At 75.0% G+C, this 13,713-nt stretch carries 11 protein-coding genes; 8 read left to right on the top strand and 3 right to left on the bottom strand.

What is annotated here, in order from left to right:
• A partial coding sequence (locus tag ACFP3R_RS31670; protein WP_380641445.1) for a serine hydrolase domain-containing protein occupies window positions 1–1,166 on the top strand: 1,166 nt, incomplete at its 5' end.
• Window positions 1,167–1,186: 20 nt separating this feature from the next.
• On the opposite strand, the gene ACFP3R_RS31665 is transcribed toward ACFP3R_RS31670, so the two are convergent.
• Window positions 1,187–1,825: a DUF3159 domain-containing protein gene (locus tag ACFP3R_RS31665; RefSeq protein ID WP_380641443.1), complete on the bottom strand. Its 639-nt coding sequence runs from the start codon at window positions 1,823–1,825 to the stop codon at window positions 1,187–1,189.
• A 134-nt stretch (window positions 1,826–1,959) separates the two neighbouring features.
• Window positions 1,960–2,559 (bottom strand): maltokinase N-terminal cap-like domain-containing protein, encoded by a 600-nt coding sequence (locus ACFP3R_RS31660; RefSeq protein ID WP_380641441.1) that lies wholly within the window; start codon window positions 2,557–2,559, stop codon window positions 1,960–1,962.
• A 130-nt stretch (window positions 2,560–2,689) separates the two neighbouring features.
• Between ACFP3R_RS31660 and ACFP3R_RS31655 the strand changes: the two genes are divergently transcribed.
• From ACFP3R_RS31655 to ACFP3R_RS31625, 7 genes are all read left to right on the top strand, one after another.
• Entirely contained in the window at window positions 2,690–3,898 is a 1,209-nt protein-coding gene (locus ACFP3R_RS31655; RefSeq protein WP_380641439.1) for an ROK family transcriptional regulator, read from the top strand.
• A gap of 51 nt (window positions 3,899–3,949) precedes the next feature.
• The gene (locus ACFP3R_RS31650) at window positions 3,950–5,275 is read left to right on the top strand and encodes an extracellular solute-binding protein (protein ID WP_380641437.1); all 1,326 of its coding nucleotides are present in this window, start codon (window positions 3,950–3,952) and stop codon (window positions 5,273–5,275) included.
• Window positions 5,272–6,252, top strand: coding sequence for a carbohydrate ABC transporter permease (locus ACFP3R_RS31645; RefSeq protein ID WP_380641435.1), 981 nt, complete (start codon window positions 5,272–5,274; stop codon window positions 6,250–6,252). The genes ACFP3R_RS31650 and ACFP3R_RS31645 overlap by 4 nt, the downstream gene beginning before the upstream one ends.
• Entirely contained in the window at window positions 6,249–7,130 is an 882-nt protein-coding gene (locus tag ACFP3R_RS31640; RefSeq protein ID WP_380641433.1) for a carbohydrate ABC transporter permease, read from the top strand. Before ACFP3R_RS31645 ends, ACFP3R_RS31640 begins: the two co-directional genes overlap by 4 nt.
• Window positions 7,127–8,398: a 6-phospho-beta-glucosidase gene (locus ACFP3R_RS31635; protein ID WP_380641431.1), complete on the top strand. Its 1,272-nt coding sequence runs from the start codon at window positions 7,127–7,129 to the stop codon at window positions 8,396–8,398. Before ACFP3R_RS31640 ends, ACFP3R_RS31635 begins: the two co-directional genes overlap by 4 nt.
• Complete coding sequence (locus ACFP3R_RS31630; protein WP_380641430.1) at window positions 8,395–9,384, top strand: N-acetylglucosamine kinase; 990 nt, start codon at window positions 8,395–8,397, stop codon at window positions 9,382–9,384. The genes ACFP3R_RS31635 and ACFP3R_RS31630 overlap by 4 nt, the downstream gene beginning before the upstream one ends.
• A gap of 251 nt (window positions 9,385–9,635) precedes the next feature.
• Window positions 9,636–10,403 carry an SGNH/GDSL hydrolase family protein gene (locus tag ACFP3R_RS31625; protein WP_380641428.1) on the top strand — a complete coding sequence of 256 codons (768 nt, stop codon included), beginning with the start codon at window positions 9,636–9,638 and terminating at the stop codon, window positions 10,401–10,403.
• A 202-nt stretch (window positions 10,404–10,605) separates the two neighbouring features.
• On the opposite strand, the gene ACFP3R_RS31620 is transcribed toward ACFP3R_RS31625, so the two are convergent.
• Window positions 10,606–13,404 carry an AfsR/SARP family transcriptional regulator gene (locus ACFP3R_RS31620; RefSeq protein WP_380641426.1) on the bottom strand — a complete coding sequence of 933 codons (2,799 nt, stop codon included), beginning with the start codon at window positions 13,402–13,404 and terminating at the stop codon, window positions 10,606–10,608.
• Window positions 13,405–13,713: the final 309 nt, after the last annotated feature.

Below are 13,713 nucleotides of genomic sequence, written 5' to 3'. Positions count from 1 at the left end.
CCCTGCCGGGCACGACCCTGCCGGGCACGACCCTGCCGGGCACGACCCTGCCGGGCACGACCCTGCCGGGCACGACCCTGCCGGGCACGACCCTGTTGGGCACGACCCTGCCGGGGCCGGACCGGGACGCGCTGCGCGCCGCCGTCGCCTCCCTGCCGGACGACGAGGCGAGCGGCGCGCTGGTGCGCGTGTCCGGCCACCGGGGCTCCTGGCGCGGCTCGGGCGGGGTGGCGCGGCTGGGCACGCGGCAGCCCGTGCACCCGGACGGCCGGTTCCGGGTCGGCAGCATCACCAAGCTGTTCACCGCCACCGCCGCGCTCAAGCTCGCCGGCTCCGGCCGGCTCGACCTCGACCGGACCGTGCAGCACTACCTGCCCGGCCTGCTCACCCCCGACTTCGAGCCGGTCACCGTGCGGCAGCTGCTCGACCACACGCACGGCATCGCCGGGCACGGGCTGCCGCATAAGGACCCGGACTGGTTCCTGGCGCACCGCTACGACACCTTCGACCCGCGGGAGGTGGTGGAGCTGGGCGTGGCCCGCGGACCGCGGTTCGACCCCGGCACGCGCCAGGAGTACGGCAACGCCGGCTACCTGGTGGCCGGCTTGGTGATCGAGGCGGTGACCGGGCGGCCGTACGCGGAGACCGTGCGCGAGGAGGTCATCCGGCCGCTGGGGCTGCGCGACACCCACCTCCCCGGCGCCGACCCGCGCATCAGGGGCCCTCACGCGCACGGCTACGAGCGCACCGCGACCGGCCACGTCGACGTCACCGAGACCAACCCGACCCTCCAGTGGGCCGCCGCCGAGGCCGTCTCCAGCGCGCCCGACCTGGACCGGTTCCTGGGCGCCCTGCTGCGCGGCGACTTCCTCACCCCGGCGCAGCGGGCCGAGCTGCTGACCGTGCCCGACGCCCCGGCGGTGCCCGGCACGAACGCGCCCGGCACGGCGCACGCCCTGGGCATCACCCGCATCGAGCTCGCGCCCGGCCTGGTGGTGTGGGGCAAGAGCGGCGACCGGCCCGGCTACAACAACGGCGTGGCGGGCACCGCCGACGGCGCCCGCACGCTGGTCTACTCGGTGAACACGCTCAGGATGGGTGGCGACCAGCCGGACGCGGCGGTCCGGATCATCACGGCGGCGTTCTCACCTGGTCCGCGCCGCTAGGAACGCCCGGAGCGCAGCGCCTACGGGCGCTCGCGGGGGTGGCGCAGCCCCGGGTGGTCGTCGGGCAGGGTCCGGCGCAGCACCCACCAGCTCAGCGCGACGCAGGCCACCTGGAGGGGCCAGGTCAGGGCGACCCGCATCACGCCCAGCAGCACGACCTGGCCCGCCAGCCACAGCGCCCCGAACACGACCACCCGCAGCACGTACTGGCCGACCCACGGCCAGGACGCGATCCGGTAGGCCCGCAGCAGGTCCGGGTCGCGCCGCCAGCGGAACCGCTGCCCGGTGACCAGGCCCACCACCACGCCCAGCAGGGGCCACCGCACCGCGATGGACGCCGCCCAGACCAGCGCGGACGCCGCGTTCAGGAAGACCTGGAGCAGGAAGAAGTCCTCGGGCCGGCCGGTGCGCAGCGCGACGTAGGCCGCCAGCACGACCAGCGACACCGACACCAGCAGCGCCCGCGGCCGGGCGCCCCGGGCCACCCGCACCACGCCGACCACCACACCGCACGCCACGGCCGCCGCCGCGCCCACCGCGATGGAGCGCCCGCCCAGCAGCCACCCGAGCACGAACGCCACCGGCGGCAGCGAGGCGTCCAGCGCACCGCCCCGCCCGCCCAGCAGCGCGGCCAGCGAATCCTGACGCGTGTCCGTCATGCCCCCAGGGTGCCTTAGGCGACCCTAAGCCCGTCAGCGGCCCCGTCCGGTGGCCCGGGGCGGGGACCGCGGGACCGGGCTGCGGGGCCGGGCTACGAAGGCAGCGCTACGAGGGCGGCGTTACGAGGGCGGCGCTACGTACCCGGCACTACAGGCCCGGTCCGGCGGACCACGGCGAGGCACCCGCCGACCGCCCCGGCGTCCGGGCCACCGGGGTGCCACGTCCCCACCACCAACCCGACGACGTCCGGACCGGGCTCGGGCGTCCCGACGACCGGCACCCGCACCGGCTCCACGAGCGCCCCCTCGTCGACCGGCCCGAGCCGCTCGCCCCGCGCCCCGGCGGGCCCCATACCCCCGCGCCCGGCCGGGTCCGAGGCGCCGCCGGCGCGCACCAGGTCCAGCACGCGCTCGCGCCACACCGGGTCGGCCTCGCCGTCGTAGATCCACCGGGTGCCCAGCACGCTGTGCTCGGGCGTGGCGACCACCGCGTGCCCCGCCCCCGCCAACGGGGCGCCCCGGTAGGTCATCGGCACGTGGTAGAGGTCGGTCCCGTCGGTCACGAGGTGCGTCTCCAGCCCGACCTCGCCCGCCGGGTCCTCGAACCGGAAGAACCCGACCGGCGCCAGGACCGGCACGCCCGCGCCCCGGTACCAGGGCTGCCGCGCCACCCACGGCGCCAGGAACTCGCGGAAACCCGGCGTCAGCGTCGCGCCCGCGTGGATTCTCGCCATGGACCCGCACGCTATCCGGCACCCGCCGCGCCCGGGGCCGCTCCCGCGAACACCACCGGTATTGACGCCGGTGGGACCCGTCACTACGGTCCCCGTAAATAGTCTGGAAAGTTAACAGACAGGAGTGGCGATGCGAGCCGGGAGTCCGAGGCTGCTGCGGGAGATCAACGACCGCGCCGCGATCGAGGCGCTGCTCCGCAACGGCCCCCTCACCAGGTCCGAGCTGGAGGCCGTCATCGGCCTGTCCAAGCCGGCCACCGCCCAGCTGCTGACCCGCCTGGAGCAGGAGGGCACCGTCCTGCGCAGCGGCCTGCGCGGCGGCGGCCGCGGCCCGCGCGCCCAGCTGTGGTCGGTCAACGGCGCGCTCGCCCACGTGGCCGCCGTCGACCTCACCCCCGACTCGGTGGACATCGCGGTCGCGGACATCTCCGGCGCCGTGCTCACCGAGCACCGCGCGCCCATGCCCCGCACCGGCGTGCTGGAGGCGTTCCGCGCCGCGGTCGCCAAGGCCGCCGCCCAGGCCGACCTCACCACCGCCGCCCTGCACCACGTGGTCGTGGGCAGCCCCGGCGCGGTCGACCCCACCACCGGCAGGCTGAACTACGCCCCGCACATGCCCGGCTGGGAGGACAAGGACCTGCCCGGCGACCTCCAGGACGTGCTGGGCACCGGCGTCACGGTCGAGAACGACGTGAACCTGGTGGCGCTGGAGGAGATGGTCGCCGGCAACGCCCGCCACGTCCGGAACTTCGTGCTGCTCTGGCCCGCCGACGCGGTCGGCGCGGCGATCGTGGTCAACGGCTCACTGCTGCGCGGCGCGACCGGCGGCGCGGGCGAGATCGACGCCATGCGGGTGCCCGACCACGCGCACGCCGACACCGGCACCGACCGCACCGGCAGCCGCTACGGCGACCTGCTCGACAGCTCCGCCATCGCCCGGCTCGCCCGCGCGCACGGCGTGTCCGCCCGCACCGGCCGCGCCGCCGTGGCCAAGGCCCTCGGCGAGGGCGCCGCGGGCCGCGAGTTCCTGGTGGACCTCGCCCGCCGCGTCGCCACCGGCGTGGCGAACGTGGTCGCCGTGGTCGACCCCGAACTGGTGCTGCTCTCCGGCGAGGTCGCGCAGGCGGGCGGCACCGCCCTGGCCGACCTCGTCGCCGCCGAGCTGCGCCTGCTGGTGGTGCCCCGCACCACCGTCCGACTCGCCCGGGTGACCGGCGCGCCGGTGCGCTCCGGCGCCCTGCACGCCGCCCTGTCGGTCGCCCGGGAACAGGTGTTCGGTCTGCCCGCCGCCACGACCGAGCCCTTCCGCGAGCCACCGGGGGCACCCGGGGAGCAGTAGCCCGGCACGCCCAGGCTCGCGCCGACGTCCCCCTGAGACGAAGGAGAGCACATGCGCAAGCTCCACCGCGCGACGCTGCTGTTCGTGGCCGCGGCGGTGTCCCTGACCGCGTGCGCGGCGGGTTCCGGCCGCGACACCGGCGGGGGCCCGACCACCGCCCCCGGCGCGGACGAGAAGTTCACCCTGACCGTCTGGAGCAACTACTCCGGCCGGGAGCTGACCGAGGTAACCAAGGCCCTGGAGAGCTTCAGGGCGAAGTTCCCGAACGCCGAGATCGAGCACGAGGGCAGCCAGGACGACGACAAGATCACCGCGGGCATCCGCGGCGGCAACCCGCCGGACGTGGCCATGTCGTGGGCCACCGACAACATCGGCCAGTTCTGCTCGTCCGGCACCTTCCAGCCGCTCCAGCCCTACGTCGACCGCGACCGGGTCGACCTCGGGCAGATCCCCGACGCGGTCCGCTCCTACACCGAGTACAAGGGCAACCGCTGCGCGATGCCGCTGCTCAGCGACGTCTACGGGCTCTACTACAACAGGGGGATGCTGGCCGAGGCCGGCCTCACCGCGCCGCCGCGCACCACCGCCGAGCTGCTCGACTACGCCAAGCGCACCACGAAGCGGGCCGCCGACGGCTCCATCGAGGTGGCGGGCTTCCTGCCGACCATGCCGTTCTACGCCAACAACCCGCAGAACTGGGCGCCGCACTTCGGCGCGCGGTGGGCCGGCCCGGACGGCGGGTCCTCGCTCGCCACGCCCGAGTGGGCCGAGATGCTGCGCTTCCAGAAGGAGCTCGTCGACTTCTACGGCTACGAGGACCTGGAGCGGTTCCGCGCCGGGCTCGGCCAGCAGTACTCGCCCGACCACGCCTTCCACCAGCGCAAGATCGCCATGATGATGGACGGCGAGTACCGCACGGCGTTCCTCGACGACCAGGCGCCCGACCTGTCCTACGGCACCGCGCCGTTCCCGACGAGCCGCCCCGAGCTGTACGGCACCGGCTTCACCACCGGCTCGATCATGGGCATCCCGAAGGGCGCGAAGAACCCCGGCGCGGCCTGGGAGCTGATCAAGCACCTGTCCTTCGACACCGACGCGATCGTCGACCTGGCCAACGGCATCAAGAACATCCCCACCACCAGGGCCGCCCTCGACGACCCGCGCCTGGAGGTGGACGAGAACTTCCGCACGTTCGTCGACCTGGCCCGCTCCGGCAGGCTCCAGGGCAACCCGGTCACGCCGATCGGCAACGCGCACATCAAGGCCGTGGGCGACTTCGCCGCGTCCTGGCAGTCGGGCGCGGTGCCCGACCTGGAGGCGGGCCTGGCCGAGGTCGACCGGCGCGTCGACGAGCAGATCGCCAAGAGCGGCCGGTGACAGCCACCCTGGAGCGCGCGGGGGCGTCGCGGGCCGCCCCCGCCCGGGGTCGGCCCCGGCGCACCCGGCACCGCCTCGCGGTCCTCGGCTTCCTCGCCCCCGCCGCCCTCGGGTTCGCCCTGTTCTTCGCCTACCCGCTGGTCGCCACGGTGGTGTTCTCCTTCACCCGGTACGACCTGATCAACCCGCCCGAGTGGACGGGCCTGGCGAACTACGCCTACATGTTCTCCGACGAGCTGTTCTGGACCTCGGTGCGCAACACGCTGTGGTTCGTGGTGGTGCTCACCGCCGGCCGCGTGCTGTTCGCGCTGGGCGTGGCGTCGGTGGTGGCCCGGCTGCGCCGCGGCGTCGGCCTGGTGCGCACCCTGTGCTACCTGCCCTCCCTGACCCCGCCGGTCGCCGCGACCCTGGTGTTCTTCCTGCTGTTCCGCCCGAACGAGGGCCCGGTGGACTCGGTGCTGGGCTGGTTCGGCGTGGAGGGGCCGCTGTGGTTCGCGGACCCGGCGTGGGCCAAGCCCGGCATCGCCGCGGTGGTGCTGTGGGTGTCCGGCGACCTGATGATCATCATCCTGGCCGCGGTCCTGGACGTGCCGCGCGACCAGCACGAGGCCGCCGCGCTGGACGGCGCCGGCCCGGTCCGGCGCTGGTGGCACGTGACGCTGCCGGCCATCTCGCCGGTGCTGCTGTTCGGCGTGGTGAACTCGGTGATCCTGGCGTTGCAGCTGTTCACCCAGGCCGTCGTGGCGGGCTCGGCGGCCAGCGGCTCGGCCAACGTCACCGGCAGCACCGGCGACCTCGGCTTCCCCGGCAACTCCACGCTGACCTACCCCGTGTGGCTGTTCACCCAGGGCTTCCGCTACTTCGACATGGGCTACGCCGCGGCGATGGCGACCGTGCTGTTCGTCGTGTCGTTCGCGGTCACCGCGCTGCTGGTGCAGCGGATGCGCCGGGCCTCGCACCAGGAGGAGGGGACGTGACCGCGGTGCCGCGCCCTCCCGCGCCGCCCCGGCCCGCCACCCGGCGGCCGGTGAACCGGCGCGCCGCCCTGGAGTGGGTCGCGGTGCACAGCCTCGGCCTGGCGCTGGGCCTGGCGTTCGCCCTGCCCGTGGTCTTCGTGTTCCTCACCGCGGTCATGTCGGACGAGCAGGCGTTCGGCGAGGACCTGTGGCCGCGCGAGTGGCACTGGGGCAACTTCGCGGAGGTCTTCGAGACCGCGCCGCTGCTGACGTACCTGGGCAACAGCCTGCTGTACTCGCTGCTGGCCACCGCGGGGATGCTGCTGTCGTCGATCCCCGCCGCCTACGCCCTGGCCAAGCTGCGGTGGCGCGGCCGCAACACCGTGTTCCTCCTGGTGGTGGCCGCGATGATGCTGCCGCCGCAGGTCACCGCCGTGCCGCTGTACGACGCCTGGTCGAGCCTGGGCCTGACCGGGTCGCTGTGGCCGCTGGTGGCGCCGTACTTCCTGTTCGACGCGTTCTCCGTCTTCCTGCTGCGGCAGTTCATGCTGACCATCCCGCAGTCCTACGTGGACGCGGCCCGCGTGGACGGGTGCTCCGAGCTCCAGACCCTGCTGCGGGTCGTGGTGCCGATGGCGCGTCCGGGCATCGCGGCGACCGCGCTGTTCTGCTTCCTCTACACCTGGAACGACTACTTCGGCCCCCTGCTCTACACCAGCGAGGTGCCGGAGCGGTGGACGCTGTCGCTGGCGCTGTCCTCGTTCAAGGGGATGCACCAGGTGGAGTGGAACCTGTCGATGGCCGTCACCCTGCTGATCATGCTCCCGGCGATCGTGCTGTTCGCGTTCGCGCAGCGCTCGTTCGTCCGGGGCATCACCTTCACCGGAGTCAAAGGATGAAGCTGACCGTTGTCGGGGGCGGGTCCACCTACACGCCCGAGCTGGTCGACGGCATCGCGGGCAGGCGGACCAGCCTCGCGGTCGACGAGATCGCGCTGGTCGACCCGGACCCCGAGCGCCTGGCCGTGGTCGGGGCGTTCGCCCAGCGGCTGCTGCGGCACGCCGGCCACGACGCCCGCGTCACCACCACCGACGACCTGGAGGCGGGCGCGGACGGGGCATCGGCCGTGCTGCTCCAGCTGCGCGTCGGCGGCCAGGCGGCGCGCGCCTCGGACGAGACGTTCCCGCTGGGGTGCGGCTGCGTGGGCCAGGAGACGACCGGCGCGGGCGGGCTGGCCAAGGCGCTGCGGACCGTGCCGGTGGTGCTCGACATCGCCGAGCGGGTGCGGGCGGCGGCCGGCGAGGACGCCTGGATCGTCGACTTCACCAACCCGGTCGGGATCGTGACGCGGGCGCTGCTCCAGGCCGGGCACCGGGCCGTGGGCCTGTGCAACGTGGCGATCTCGTTCCAGCGGTGGACCGCGGCGCTGCTGGGGGTCGAGCCGGGGGCGGTGCGGCTGGAGCACGTGGGGCTCAACCACCTGACCTGGGAGACGGGGGTGTTCGTGCACGGCCGGGACCGGTTGCCGGAGCTGCTGGAGCGGCACGCAGAGGCGCTGGCCGGGCACATCGGGCTGCCCGCGGCGCTGATGCGGCGCCTGGGCGCGGTGCCGTCGTACTACCTGAAGTACTTCTACGAGCACGACGAGGTGGTGCGGCGGCAGCGGACCGAGCCGCCGCGGGCCGAGGTGGTGGCGGGCGTCGAGCGGGAGCTGCTGGAGCTCTACCGCGACGACGCGGTGGTCACCAAGCCCGAGCAGCTGGACCAGCGCGGCGGGGCGTACTACTCGGAGGCCGCCGTGGAGCTGGTGCACGCGCTGACCGGCGGGCAGGGCGCGTCGCGGCACGTGGTCAACGCCCGCAACGGCGGCACGCTGCCGTTCCTGCCCGAGGACGCGGTGGTCGAGGTGCCCGCGGTGGTCGACGGGAGCGGCGCGGAACCGCTGCCCGTGCCGCCCGTGCCGCCCGCCTTCTCCGGGCTGATCGCGCACGTCACCGCCTACGAGCACCTGGCGCTGGACGCGGCGCTGCGCGGCGGCCGGGACCGGGTGGCGAACGCGCTGCTGGCGCACCCGCTGGTGGGGCAGCACGAGGTGGCCGACCGGCTCGCCGACGAACTGGTCGCGCGCAACGCCGACTTCCTGCCGTGGACGAGGGGACGCGCGTGACGGAGCGGGTGCTCGCCGTGGACGGCGGGAACAGCAAGACGGCGATGGCGCTGGTCGACCTGGACGGGCGGGTGCTCGCCCAGGTCCGCGGGCCGGGGGCGTCGCCGCAGAACATCGGCCTGGACCGCAGCCTGGAGGTGTTCGAGGGCCTGGCGCGCGAGGTGGCCCGGCGCGCCGGGCTGCCGGCGGGCGAGCCGATCGCCGCCCACACCGCCGCCTACCTCGCGGGCGCCGACCTGCCCCGGGAGGAGGACGACCTGCGCGCGGCCATCGGGGCGCGCGGGTGGTCGGCGACGACCGTGGTCGGCAACGACACGTTCGCGCTGCTGCGGGCCGGCACCGCGGACGGCATCGGCGTGGCGGTGGTGTGCGGTGCGGGCATCAACTGCGTGGCGGTCGCCCCGGACGGCCGGGTGCACCGGTTCCCGGCGCTGGGCCGGATCTCCGGCGACTGGGGCGGCGGCGCGCACCTCGGGTCCGAGGCGCTGTGGCTGGCCGCGCGCGCCGACGACGGCCGCGGCGAGCCGACCGCGCTGCTGGACGCGGTGGTCGCGCACTTCGGCACGACCACCCTGGCCGAGGCGGTGGAGCTGCTGCACTTCGGCGAGGTCGGGTTCGACCCGAACGAGCTGTGCCCGCTGCTGTTCGAGGTGGCGGCGGCCGGCGACGCGGTGGCGCGGGCGGTGGTGGACCGGCTGGTGGAGGAGGTCGCGCTGCTGGCGCGGGTGTCGCTGGCGCGGCTGGGGCTGCTGGCCGAGCCGGTGGACGTGGTGCTCGGCGGCGGGGTGCTGACCGGCGCCGGGAACGCGGTGGTCGACGCGGTGCGGGCGCGGCTGCCCGTGCCCGCCGACCGGGTGCGCGTGGTGGACGTGCCGCCGGTGGTCGGGGCCGCGCTGCTCGGGCTGGACGCGCTGGGCGCGGGACCCGCGGCCGAGGCGCGGTTGCGCGCCGCCTACCGGGAGCCCGCGGCGGTGGGCGGCCGATGACGTCGGTGCGGGGGAGGTCCCCGGGCGGCGGCCCCTCCCCCGCACCGGCCCTTGCCGGGTGACCCGTCACGACGCGATCCGCGTCACGACGACGCGTCCCGAACGAGGCGAATTCGCCCAATGCCGACAGCGGTTCACACCGGTGGGTGACGGCTTCGCGACAGCGCCGCAACCGACGGTGGCGTAGGTCCGGCACCGCGTTGCATGCTGTCGGACGCGGTCACGGGGGGTGCCCGCGTCAGGAGGTGACCATGCCGGTCCTGGACAGCTTCATCGCACTGGGGGACAGCTTCACCGAGGGCTTGGACGACCCCGCGCCGGCCGGCGGCTTCGTCGGCTGGGCGGACCGGCTCGCCGCGGTGCTCTCGGCCAGGCAGGAGGGCTTCCGGTACGCCAACCTGGCGATCCGGGGGAAGGTGCTCCAGGAGATCGTCGACGAGCAGGTCCCGCTGGCCGTGTCGCTGCGGCCCCGGCTGGTCACGTTCTGCGGCGGCGGCAACGACATCCTGGTGCCCGGCAGCGACCCGGACGCGGTGGCCGAGATCTACGAGATCGCCGTGGCCGACCTGCGCGCGGCGGGCTGCGAGGTGCTGGTCTTCACCGGGTTCGACCCGAAGCACACGCCGCTGCTGCGGTCGCTGCGCGGCAAGATCGCCATCTACAACAACCACCTGTGGTCGGTGGCCGAGCGCTACCGCTGCCGGGTGGTCGACCTGTGGTCGATGACCGTGCTGCACGACCGGCGCGCGTGGTCGGAGGACCGGCTGCACCTGTCGGCCGAGGGGCACCGGCGGGTGGCGCTGCGCGCGGCCGAGGTGCTGGGGTGCGAGCCGGGCGAGGAGTGGGACGCGCCCTGGCCGCCGCCGGTGGACGAGGACTGGATGACCCAGCGCCGGCACGACCTGAGGTGGGCGCGGGAGCACGTGGTGCCGTGGATCGGGCGGCAGCTGCGGGGCGAGTCGATGGGCGACGGCCTGGCGCCCAAGCGACCGGAGCTGCTGCCGGTCTGCTCGGACTGAGGCGGGGGCGGGCCGCACGGCGTCGGGAACGGCCCGGGAGCGGCCCGTCCGGCCGGCGCTCTCCCCCGAACGCCGGCCGGGCGGGTTGGGTGGCTTCCCCCCTGGTCCCCCTCCAAGAGCCACCCGGCGCCGACCACCGCGAGCGGTGTGATCAGCGCACACCAAAGTTCCCACGACTTCGTGCGGTCCAGCTAAACGTCGGCTAAACCCCTGAGGTCAACGCTTCAAGGGCCGTTCGGACCAACATCGCCCGGGGTGAGCCCAGGCGTTCGAACAACCGCAGCGACTCCGCCAGTTCGGCCTGCGCCGCCACCTGCTCGCCCCGCTCCGCCAGCACCTGGCCGAGCACCTGTCGACCGAACGCCTCCTCGAACTGCATCGACCCGCCGCGCGCCAGTTCCACGCCCTGGCGGGCGTGCTCCTCGGCCTCGGGCAGCAGGCCCAGTTCGGCGTACAGCTCGGCCAGGTTGTTCACGGCCACCGCGTAGGCCCGCTCGTCACCGATGCGGTGGTAGATCTCCATCGCCCGGAACTGGTGCTGCGCGGCCGTCTCGCGCTGCCCGAGCAGCTGCTCGGTCTGGGCCAGGTTGTTGAGCACGGTGGCCTCGCCGGTCGGGTCGACGTCGTAGCGGGCCAGCTCGACCGCCTCGCGGTGCCGGTCCAGCGCCTCCACCGGCCGCCCCTCCTCGACCAGGGTCAGCGCCAGCTTGTCCAGCGTCATCGCCACGTACCGGGGCTCGCCCAGCTCGACCGCGATCCGGTGGGCCAGCTCGGCGCGCTCCAGGGTGCCGCGCAGGGAGTCGGTGCGGTTGTCGATGTCCTGCATGGCGTGCAGCACCAGCACCTCGCCGCGCCGGTCCCCGATCTCCCGCGCGGAGGCCAGGCCGAACTCCGCGACGGCCTGCCACTCGCGCCGGACCAGCCGGGTCACGCAGTAGGTGTGCACGAGCCGCACCAGCTGCCAGGTCTGCCGGTGCAGGCCCGCCTCGGCGGTGGCGTGCACCAGGGCGATGATGTTCGGCCACTCCTTGTCGAACCAGGACAGCGCCTGCTGCGCGGTCGCGGGCCGGGGCGCGGCGGAGTCGCCGGTGAAGTCCAGGCCGTCGGCCACCGGCCGGACGAGGCGCCGCGCGTGGTCGCACGCGACCAGGTAGTGCTCGACCAGGTGGCGCAGGGCGCGGTCGGAGGCGGCCTCGTCCACGACCTCCCGCGCGTAGAGCCGGACGAGGTCGTGCAGCACGAACCCGCCGCGCCACTGCTCGACCACCAGGTGCGCGTCGGCGAGGTCGGCCAGCCGGCCCGCGGCCGTGCCCAGGTCGGTGTCGCACACCGCGGCCACCGCGTGCGGGCTCACCCAGCGGCCGGGGACCACGCCGGCGGCGCGGAACGTCTCCGCCAGTTCGGGCGGCAGGTTGCGGTAGGACACGGCCAGCGCCCGTGCCACGCCGACGCCCGTGTCCGCCAGGTCGAGGGTGCGCAGCCGGGCGTCGTCGTCGGACAGCTGCGCCACCAGGGCCTCGACCGTCCACTCCGGACTGATCACCAGCTTCGCGGCGGCGATGCGCAGCGCCAGCGGCAGGTTCCCGCACAGCTCGGCCAGCGCCCGCACGGCGTCGGGCTCCTGCTCCGACAGCGGTTTGCCGGCCACCTCGTCCACCAGCCGGACCGCCTCCTCGTCGGTCAGCGTGTCCAGCGTCAGCATCCGGGCGCCGTTGCTGACCACCAGCGACTCCAGGCGCTTGCGGCTGGTCACCAGCACCACCGAGCCCGCGCCGGGCGGCAGCAGCAGCCGCACGTGCCCGGCGTCGTAGGCGTCGTCCAGCACGACCAGCACCCGGCGCCGGGCCAGCACCGACCGGTACAGGCCGACGCGGTCGTCCAGGTCGTGGGGCAGGCTGTCGGCGGGCACGCCCAGCGCCACCAGGAAGCGGGCCAGCACCTCGGCCGGCTCCACCGGGTCGCGGTCGGGCGCGAAGCCGTGCAGCGGGGCGAACAGCAGCCCGTCGGGGAACTGCTCGGCGCGCCGGCGGCCCCAGGTGACGACCAGCTCGCTCTTGCCGATGCCGGGCGCGCCGTTGACCACGACGACCGTGGTGGCGGCCCGGTCCCGCGCGTCGCACAGCCGGTCCAGCCAGCCCAGCTCCTCGTCGCGACCGGTGAACCCGCCGACCGCGGCGGGCAGCTGGGCGGGCACCACCACGCCCGGCCGCGGCGGCACCGTGGCCGCCTCCGCCTGGCCCGCCGAGCTGAGCGCCGGGTCGTCGCGCAGCACCTGCTCGTGCAGCACCCGCAGCCCCGGGCCGGGGTCGATGCCCAGCTCGTCGACCACCCGCCGGTGGAACCGCTGGTACGCCTCCAGCGCGTCGGCCCGCTGCCCCGACCGGTACAGCGCCCGCATCATCTGCCCGACCAGGCGTTCCCGGAACGGGTGCTCGGTGACCAACTGCCGCAGCTCGCCCACCAGCTCCAGGTGGCGGCCCAGCTCCAGCTCCGCCTCGATGCGCTCCTCCAGCGCGGCCAGCCGCAGCTCCTCCAGGTCCGTGGTCACCGGGTTGCCCGGCACGTCCGCCAGCACCGGCCCGCGCCACAGCCCCAGCGACTCGCGCAGCAGCTGCGCCCGGGTCGCCGCGGGCTTGCCCCGCGCGGAGGACACCAGCTGCCGGGCCCGGTGGAAGTCCAGCCGCCACGGGTCGACCGCGAGCTGGTAGCCGGGCGGGGTGGTCAGTATCCGCGCCGAGCCGGCCGGGTCGGCCTGCTCCAGCACCCGCCGCAGCCGCGACACGTAGCCGTGCACGATGGTCCGGGCGGTGGCGGGCGGGTCGTCGCCCCACAGGCAGTCCACGATCTCGTCGATCGGCACCACCCGGTTGGCCTCCAGCACCAGCATGGCGAGCAGGCCGCGCATCCCCCGGCGACCGAGCACGAGCTGCCGGCCGTCCGCGACCACCTGCAACGGTCCGAGGACACCGAACTCCACCCCGCTCCTGCTCCGGTCGGTCATGCCCCTCCCCCCGCCTCGTGCTTCCGTCCCGGCCCGCACGGTCCCCGGCCTGCCCGGCCTTGGCCCACACGGTCCCGGCTCACGCGGTCCCGGCTCGCCCGCGCCCCTCCGGACGAGCGCCCGCGGTGGTGCCGCACGCCGTTCGCGTGACGACCCGGTCACTGATCAGGTGCGGCGGGGCGCCTGGTGGATACCTGCCGGTAGATGTTGCTTGCTCAACTAGCGCGCCGCCCTGACCCCGCCCGACCGCGAAGGCTAGGGTTTTGGCCCCGGCCGTCCCCGTCGGGAGAGGGCGACCGACAGGAGGGC

The organism is Saccharothrix lopnurensis, from assembly GCF_042658445.1.
In the GTDB taxonomy this organism is placed as follows: domain Bacteria; phylum Actinomycetota; class Actinomycetes; order Mycobacteriales; family Pseudonocardiaceae; genus Actinosynnema; species Actinosynnema lopnurensis.
Note: the sequence above shows the minus strand (reverse complement) of the source record. Positions and strands in the feature narration are given on the sequence as shown.

What these genes read in the sequence shown, in the direction of transcription:
- ACFP3R_RS31635 (WP_380641431.1), top strand. Translation starts at nt 7,127, where the DNA reads ATGAAGCTGACCGTTGTCGGGGGCGGGTCCACCTACACGCCCGAGCTG.
- ACFP3R_RS31620 (WP_380641426.1), bottom strand. Translation starts at nt 13,404, where the DNA reads ATGACCGACCGGAGCAGGAGCGGGGTGGAGTTCGGTGTCCTCGGACCG.
- ACFP3R_RS31665 (WP_380641443.1), bottom strand. Translation starts at nt 1,825, where the DNA reads ATGACGGACACGCGTCAGGATTCGCTGGCCGCGCTGCTGGGCGGGCGG.
- ACFP3R_RS31655 (WP_380641439.1), top strand. Translation starts at nt 2,690, where the DNA reads ATGCGAGCCGGGAGTCCGAGGCTGCTGCGGGAGATCAACGACCGCGCC.
- ACFP3R_RS31650 (WP_380641437.1), top strand. Translation starts at nt 3,950, where the DNA reads ATGCGCAAGCTCCACCGCGCGACGCTGCTGTTCGTGGCCGCGGCGGTG.
- ACFP3R_RS31625 (WP_380641428.1), top strand. Translation starts at nt 9,636, where the DNA reads ATGCCGGTCCTGGACAGCTTCATCGCACTGGGGGACAGCTTCACCGAG.
- ACFP3R_RS31660 (WP_380641441.1), bottom strand. Translation starts at nt 2,559, where the DNA reads ATGGCGAGAATCCACGCGGGCGCGACGCTGACGCCGGGTTTCCGCGAG.